This window comes from Streptomyces lydicus (assembly GCF_000717345.1).
Lineage (GTDB): Bacteria > Actinomycetota > Actinomycetes > Streptomycetales > Streptomycetaceae > Streptomyces > Streptomyces lydicus.
This window is the reverse complement of record NZ_JNZA01000044.1, coordinates 47,062-54,021: the sequence shown is the minus strand read 5'-3', so window position 1 is coordinate 54,021 and position 6,960 is coordinate 47,062. Positions and strand designations below refer to the sequence as shown.

Below are 6,960 nucleotides of genomic sequence, written 5' to 3'. Positions count from 1 at the left end.
TGGGTGAGGGGTGGGAGTGGGGTGGGGGGAGGGGGAGGGGGAGGGCCCCTACGGGAGCGGATCGTTTCCTCAGCCGTTGACGGCCGTGCCCTCCAGCACCTCGTGCCACCACAGGTCACGCCCGGGCTTCCAGGAGACGGGGCGGGAGCACCGGTTCACGACGAGCACGGTCCGTCGGGGCGCACCGCCTGCGGCCGTGCCCCGGGCCAGTGCGTGGTCGAGCAGCGGCTTCACCGGCCGTACCGCCCCGTCCCAGAACGCGGCGTCCGCCGTGATCAGCACACGGGCGTCGGACTCCCGGGTGCGGGCGACCAGTTCGGGCACCGTCAGCGAGACCGGCAGCGTCGTACGTATCGCGTCCAGCCGGCCGCAGGCGAGCGTGGCGATCACCGATTCCGGCACCAGCGGCAGATGCACGGCGACCCGGTCACCGGCCCGCACCCCGAGCCGGGCGAGCGCCGCGGCGGCGCGTTTGGCCTGGTCGAGGAGCATGCCATGGGTCAGCTCCTCCAGCCGTCCCGGCTCTCCGGTCCAGGTCAGGGCGATCCGGGACGCGTCCGGCTCCTGAGCTTCCCGGGCGTCATCTGCATGCTGTGAGATCACACTGTGCAACATGCGTGCCAGGATGGCGATCATCGATCAACGATCGCTGAACGTCCGCTGTACAGGGTCGGGGTCGGCGCCCGGCCGGTCCTCGCACCACCGCGCACGACCGCGCTCACGGATCATGCCCCTAGGGTCTTGCCCCCTTCCGGTGCACTCCATCCCTTCCTCTCGCTCCTGATTCCGTATTTCGTGTCCACGGTCCTGGGCGTGCACGTGCGCGGGGCTTGGGTGGCGGGGCTTGTGGCGCGGGACTTGGGCACGGGTTTTTCTGCGCGGGGCGTGCGCGCGGACGTACGGGGCGGGGGCCGTGCTCAGCCCGCCGTCGCGCCCGCTTCCGTTCTCGTGGCCTCGAAGCCGCCCGCGACGTCGCAGACGTCGTCGAAGCCGCGGGCCTCCAGGAGTGCGGCTGCGATCACCGAGCGGTTTCCGCTGCGGCAGTAGAGGACGACGGGGCGGCGGGGGTCCAGTTCCGTGATGCGGCCGGGGAGGGTGGCCAGCGGGATGTTGTGGGCGTCGGGCAGGGCGCCGGCCTCGTATTCGGCGGGGTTGCGGACGTCGACCAGCTGGGCGTGCGGCGGCAGTTCGTCGTCGTGCCGTATGCGGTGGCTGTGGCGGACGAGTGCGGGGGCGTGGTCCAGCACGGCGGCCGGGTCGGGCAGGTGGCCGATGACGTGGTCGTAGCCGATGCGGGCGAGGCGCAGGCGGGCTTCCTCCTCGGTGCCGGGGTCGGCGAGCAGCACGATCGGGGTGCCCGGTGCGACGACGCTGCCGGCGTATTCCGCGAACCGGGTGTCCAGGCTGGTGTGGAGCGATCCGGCGAGATGCGCGCGGGTGTAGGCGGCGAGCGGGCGGCAGTCGAGGAGGGCGGCGCCCTGTTGGTCGCGGGCGGCGAGTGCTTCCCCCAGGGTGAGGGCGGGTGGCGGGGTGGCGTCCAGGAAGGGGTGGCCGTCCCGGTTGAGGGCGGCGTCATGGGCGAAGTAGCCGGGTGTGGCGGGCTGCCCGGTGGTGATCAGCCGCACGAAGTCGGCCTCGGGCATGGGCTGCAGGGCGTAATTGAGGCGACGCTGGTCGCCGATGGTGGAGCTGGTCTCGGTGGAGAGGCTGCGGCCGCAGGCGGAGCCGGCGCCGTGTGCGGGGAAGACCCGGGTCGCGTCCGGGAGCACCATGAGTTTGGTGTGCAGGGAGCGGTAGAGGCGTACGGCCATGTCTTCCGGTGAGTGTCCGGCCGCGGAGAGCAGGTCGGGGCGGCCGACGTCGCCGACGAAGAGGGTGTCGCCGGTGAGGACGCCGAACGGCACGTCGTCGTCGGGCCGTTCATGGATGACCAGGCAGAGGGATTCCAGGGTGTGGCCGGGGGTGGCGAGGACGGTGAGGGTGACGCCTTCGCCGTCACGTGCGCCGAGGCTGATGCGTTCGCCGTCGCGTAACCGCCGTATGGGGAAGCCGGTTCGGGCGGCCTCTCCGAAGGCGATGGTGGCGCCGGTGGCCCGGGCGAGCTCCAGGTGGCCGGAGAGGAAGTCGGCGTGAATGTGCGTTTCGATGACGAGTTCGATGCGCAGTCCGGCGGCCTCCGCGTCGTGCAGGTAGTCGTCGATGTCGCGACGGGGGTCGACCAGGACGGCGCGTCCGGTGGTCGGGTCACCGATCAGGTAGGACGCCTGGGAGAGGCAGTCGAGGTAGTACTGCGCGAAGTGCACGGTGGGCCTCCGGGGGTCCAGGGGTGGGCGGGCGCCGCGTACGCGGTGGGCGGTGCCCGCTCCGGCCGGGGGGTGCGTTGTGCGGATGCACGGATGTACGTACATTAAGGATTCGGGTCGGCGGGCGACAAGCTGGGGGTGGCCCGCAACGAGCCAGGAGTCGGTCTGACCGCACGTCTTGACCGAGCGTCAGGGCGAGGTCGCTTCAGGTGCGTCTCGCCCGTACCGGCTCGCCCTGCCTGCCCCGGCACCGCAGCGCACCGCACGGCACCGCTCCACCCCGCCCCACCAGAGTCCCGCGGAGGAACAACCATGACGACCGAGCAGCCGGACGGCGCGCACGCTCCGCGCCCCCTGGACCGGCGCTCCCCGCTCCCCCTCTGGGCGCAGCTCTTCGCGGATCTGCGCCGGCGGATGGAAGCCGGTGCGTTCACCGAGGAGTTCCCGGCCGAGCACCGGCTCACCGGCGAGTACGAGGTCAGCCGGCACACCGTGCGCGAGGCGCTGCGCAAGCTGCGCGCCGACGGTCTGGTGATCGCCGAGCGCGGCCGGGCCAGCCGGCTGGACACCCGCCGCATACAGCAGCCGCTCGGCTCGCTGTACAGCCTCTTCCGTGAGTTGGAGGGGCAGGGCGTGGAGCAGCGCAGCGAGGTGTTGCGGCTGGAGCGGACCGTGGACGGCACCGTGGCGGGGCATCTGGGGCTGGTTCCGGACGCGCCGCTGGTCGTGCTGGAGCGGCTGCGGCTGGCGGACGGCGAACCGCTCGCCCACGACACCGCGTATCTGCCCGCCGAGATCGCCGAGCCGCTGCTGGCGGCGGACTTCGGGCACACGTCGCTCTACGGCGAGTTGTCGCGGCGCTGCTCGGTGAAGGTCACCGGGGGTCGTGAGCGGATCCAGCCGTTCCTGCCGGACGTGCGGCAGGCGTGGTTGCTGGGGCTGGCCGACCGGGAGGCGGCGTTCGCCATCGAGCGGCTGGGGCGGGCCGGGGAGCGGCCGGTGGAGTGGCGGGAGACGGTGGTGCGCGGCGACCGTTTCAGCTTCGTCGCCGAGTGGTCCGACGAGAGCCGGGCCGTCGCGCTGGCACCGCGGGCCGCTGCGTCGCCCGGCTCCTCTTCACCGGTGGTTTCGGAATCCGCCGTCTCATCGCCGGTGGCTTCGGCCTCCGCCGTCTCGTGTCCGTCCGCCTAGCGTGTCCGTTCTCTTAGCCCTGGCGACGCTGCCGTGCGGGCTGCTGATCGGGCTGCTGCTGGGGGCGCTCGGCGGCGGCGGTTCGGTGCTGGCGGTGCCCGCGCTGGTCGGTCTGCTGGGGCAGTCGCCGCACGAGGCGACCGCGGGTGCGCTGGTCGTGGTCGCGGTCGGCTCGGTGTCCGGTCTGGTCTGCCACGCCCGGGCGGGCCGGGTCCGGTGGGTGGCCGGCGCGGTGTTCGGCGCACTGGGGACGGCCGGCAGCTACGTCGGGTCCCGTTGGAGCGCGGCATTGCGGCCCGATGTCCTGATGACCGCCTTCGCCGGGCTGATGCTTGTGGTGGCGGCGATGCTGGTGTGGCGTGAGGTGCGTGCAGCGCGCGCGGCGGAGCCGACCCCGACCCGGCCCTTACGGGACCCGGCGCGGCCCGCCCTGCCCGCCACGCCCGCCAGCCCCGCCACTCCCCTCGCCCCCTCGGACGACCCGGCCGGCGGCCCCTCCAACTCCGGCACCGCTCCCCTCGGGGCCGTCCGGGCGCACCGCCTCCCCCACTCCCGCACCGCGCTCCTCTCCCGGCCCGTCCGGATCGCCGTCACCGCGTCCGCCGTCGGGCTGCTCACCGGCTTCTTCGGGGTCGGCGGCGGCTTCGTCGTGGTACCGGCCCTGACCCTGGTGCTGGGCCTGGACATGCCGGTCGCCATAGGGACCTCGCTACTCGTCATCCTCATCAACTCCCTTACGGCGCTGGGCACCCGGGCCGGTACCGGAAGCCTGGACTGGCCGCTGCTGGCCGGCTTCGCGGCGTGCGCCGCGATCGGCAGTCAGCTGGGCAACCGCCTCACCACCCGTCTGCGCCCCCGAACCCTGACCACAGCCTTCGCCACCCTCGTCACCGTCCTCGCCCTCACCATGGCGACCACCGCCCTCCCGCACCTCTGACCCGACCGTTCACCCACCACCCACCACCCACAAACGACCAACCGTCCGCCACCGAGTACCCACCCCACCCCGACCGTTCACGCACCCCGTCCCCAGGAGGACCCCATGACCCCCGCACCCGCCGCCCCGTCCCGCCACCAGGTCCTCATCGTCGGCGGCGGCAGCGCGGGCATCACCGTCGCTGCCCGCTTACGTCGTGCCGGTGTCCACGACATCGCACTGCTGGAGCCGTCCGAGACGCACTGGTACCAGCCGCTGTGGACGCTCGTCGGGGGTGGCCAGGCGCCGTTGCGGGCCTCGCTGCGCACCGAGGCGGACGTCATGCCGCCGGGCGTGCGCTGGCTGCGGGAACGCGCCACCGCCGTCGATCCGGCCGCCCGCACCGTCACCACCGCCTCCGGCCGGGTGCTCTCCTACGGGCGGCTGGTCCTGGCGCCCGGTCTGGAGCTCGACTGGGACGGCGTGCCCGGCCTCGCCCCGGCGCTCGGCCACGACGGGGTGACGAGCAACTACCGGCCCGATCTCGCCCCGCTCACCTGGGAGTTCATCCGCCGGATGCGCCGTGGCACGGCGGTCTTCACCATGCCGTCCGGGCCGGTGAAGTGCGGCGGCGCCCCGCAGAAGATCGCGTATCTGGCGGCCGACCACTGGCGCAAGCGCGGGGTGCTGAAGTCGATCCGCACCATTCTGGTGCTCCCGGAGCCCGCGATGTTCAAGGTGCCGGTCTTCGACCGGGCGCTGCGGGAGACGGCCCGCCGCTACGGCATCGAGGTGCGGCTGAACTCGGAGATGACCGGTGTGGACGGCCCGGCGCGGGAGGCGGTGCTCACCGATCACACCACCGGCACGGCGGAGACGGTCCGTTACGACCTGCTGCACGCCGTACCGCCGCAGCGGGCGCCGCGCTGGCTCGCCGACGGCCCGCTCGCCGACCCGCAGTCCCCCTACGGGTACGTCGCGGCGGACCGCGAAACCCTTCAGCACCCTGACTTCCCCGACGTGTTCGTGCTCGGCGACGTCGCCAACCTTCCGACGTCCAAGACGGGCGCGGCGATCCGCAAGCAGGCCCCGGTCGTCGTCAGCAATCTCCTCGCCGGGCTCCGCGGGCGCCCGGCTTCCGCCCGCTACGACGGCTACACCTCCTGTCCCCTGGTCACCGCGCGGCACAAGATGCTGCTCGCGGAGTTCGACTACGACCTGCGGCCCACGCCCTCCCTTCCGTTCATCGACACCACCCGCGAACGCACCGACATGTGGTTCCTCAAGCGCTACGGCCTGCCGCAGCTCTACTTCAGGGCCATGCTCAAGGGGCTCGCGTAACGGCTCGGGGTGGCGGGCACCGCCCGCCACCCCGAGAGGCCGTTCGCGGCGCACGGCGGCTCGGGGCCGGGGTCGTGCGGTCCGCTTACGCGGCGAGCACCTCGGCGTCGGCCGGGTGCAGGTCCGCCACCACGCATGCCACGTTGTCCGGCGCACCCGCCGCGTGGGCCAGGGCGATCAGGTCCGCCACGGCCTGCTCGGGGGTTTCGGCGGCGGTCAGTACGTCCTGGAGGGACTCGGGCGGGACGACGCCGGTGAGGCCGTCGGTGCACAGGAGGTAGCGCTCGCCGGGGCGGGCGTCGAGGAGTTGGAGGTCGGGGGTGAACGGGCTGCCGCCGTCCAGGGAGCGCAGGAGCTGGGCGCGCTGCGGGTGGGACGGGGCCTCTTCGGGGGTGAGGCGGCCCTCGTCGATGAGGGACTGGACCAGGCTGTGGTCGTGGGTGATGCGGAAGAGGCCGGAGTCGCGCAGGACGTAGGCCCGCGAGTCGCCGAGGTGCAGGAGGGCCAGCTGGGAGCCGGCGCGGAGGAGGGCGGTGAGGGTGCTGCCGGTGGCCTCGTCGGCCGTCGGCGCGGCCCGGTGGGCGCGGCGGGCCGCTTCCTCCAGTGCCGACAGGGGGTCCGTGCCGGCCGGGGCGTCCTCCAGGTGCTGGAGCGCGCTCACGGCCGCGGCCGCGGCGCGGCCGCCCTCCGGGCCGTAGCCGTCGGCGACGGCGAGCAGTCGCGGGCCCGCGTGGGCGGCGTCCTGGTTGGCGGGGCGGACCAGGCCGCGGTCGGTACGGGCGGCGTAGCGCATGGTCAGTGGCGTGGCCGAGGCAGTCATGGGGGCGGTGTCCTTCCGCTGAAGTTGGTCGACGAGGAAGGCGGCCAGGTCGCGGCGGGCGGCGGTGTCGGCTTCGACCTGGGCCCAGTACGCGGCGACCGCCTCGGCCGCCGTGTCGGGCATCAGTTCGCACACCTCGCGGATGCGGGTCAGCGGCATGCCGAGCCGGCGCAGCCAGGCGACCAGGCGGGCCCGCTCCAACTGGGCCGGGGCGTAACGGCGGTAGCCGTTGACCGGGTCGACGTGGGCCGGCGGCAGCAGGCGCAGCTCGTCGTAGAGGCGCAGGGCCTTCGGCGAGAGCCGGGAGGCGCGGGCGAACGCTCCGATGGTGAGAAGTTCCGCACCGTCCGCGTCGTGGTTCATGCCCCCGCCTCCCTCCGGCGTCCGCC

The 6,960-nt window shown here is 73.6% G+C and carries 6 protein-coding genes; 3 read left to right on the top strand and 3 right to left on the bottom strand.

What is annotated here, in order from left to right; all coding sequences use genetic code 11:
* Window positions 1-69: 69 nt before the first annotated feature.
* Both OO62_RS32015 and OO62_RS32010 read right to left on the bottom strand, forming a co-directional pair.
* Window positions 70-615: an AMP-binding protein gene (locus tag OO62_RS32015; protein ID WP_077194765.1), complete on the bottom strand. Its 546-nt coding sequence runs from the start codon at window positions 613-615 to the stop codon at window positions 70-72.
* 302 nt (window positions 616-917) lie between these two features.
* On the bottom strand, window positions 918-2,303 hold the full coding sequence (locus tag OO62_RS32010) for an MBL fold metallo-hydrolase (RefSeq protein ID WP_033271171.1): 1,386 nt from the start codon (window positions 2,301-2,303) through the stop codon (window positions 918-920).
* Between the two features lie 312 nt (window positions 2,304-2,615).
* On the opposite strand from OO62_RS32010, the gene OO62_RS32005 reads away from it, so the two are divergent.
* The 3 genes from OO62_RS32005 (at window position 2,616) to OO62_RS31995 (ending at window position 5,751) form a co-directional block, all read left to right on the top strand.
* Complete coding sequence (locus OO62_RS32005; RefSeq protein ID WP_228332464.1) at window positions 2,616-3,494, top strand: GntR family transcriptional regulator; 879 nt, start codon at window positions 2,616-2,618, stop codon at window positions 3,492-3,494.
* 1 nt (window position 3,495) lies between these two features.
* A complete protein-coding gene (locus tag OO62_RS32000; RefSeq protein WP_051733787.1) occupies window positions 3,496-4,431 on the top strand; it encodes a sulfite exporter TauE/SafE family protein in 936 nt (311 codons plus the stop codon).
* A 105-nt stretch (window positions 4,432-4,536) separates the two neighbouring features.
* Window positions 4,537-5,751 (top strand): NAD(P)/FAD-dependent oxidoreductase, encoded by a 1,215-nt coding sequence (locus OO62_RS31995; protein ID WP_033271170.1) that lies wholly within the window; start codon window positions 4,537-4,539, stop codon window positions 5,749-5,751.
* Between the two features lie 85 nt (window positions 5,752-5,836).
* Here OO62_RS31995 and OO62_RS31990 read toward each other — a convergent pair whose 3' ends face one another.
* Window positions 5,837-6,934 (bottom strand): MerR family transcriptional regulator, encoded by a 1,098-nt coding sequence (locus OO62_RS31990; protein ID WP_033271169.1) that lies wholly within the window; start codon window positions 6,932-6,934, stop codon window positions 5,837-5,839.
* Window positions 6,935-6,960: the final 26 nt, after the last annotated feature.

Excerpts from the sequence above, each read along its gene's own strand:
- OO62_RS31990 (WP_033271169.1), bottom strand. The coding sequence starts at position 6,934 with ATGAACCACGACGCGGACGGTGCGGAACTTCTCACCATCGGAGCGTTC.
- OO62_RS32005 (WP_228332464.1), top strand. The coding sequence starts at position 2,616 with ATGACGACCGAGCAGCCGGACGGCGCGCACGCTCCGCGCCCCCTGGAC.
- OO62_RS32015 (WP_077194765.1), bottom strand. The coding sequence starts at position 615 with ATGTTGCACAGTGTGATCTCACAGCATGCAGATGACGCCCGGGAAGCT.
- OO62_RS31995 (WP_033271170.1), top strand. The coding sequence starts at position 4,537 with ATGACCCCCGCACCCGCCGCCCCGTCCCGCCACCAGGTCCTCATCGTC.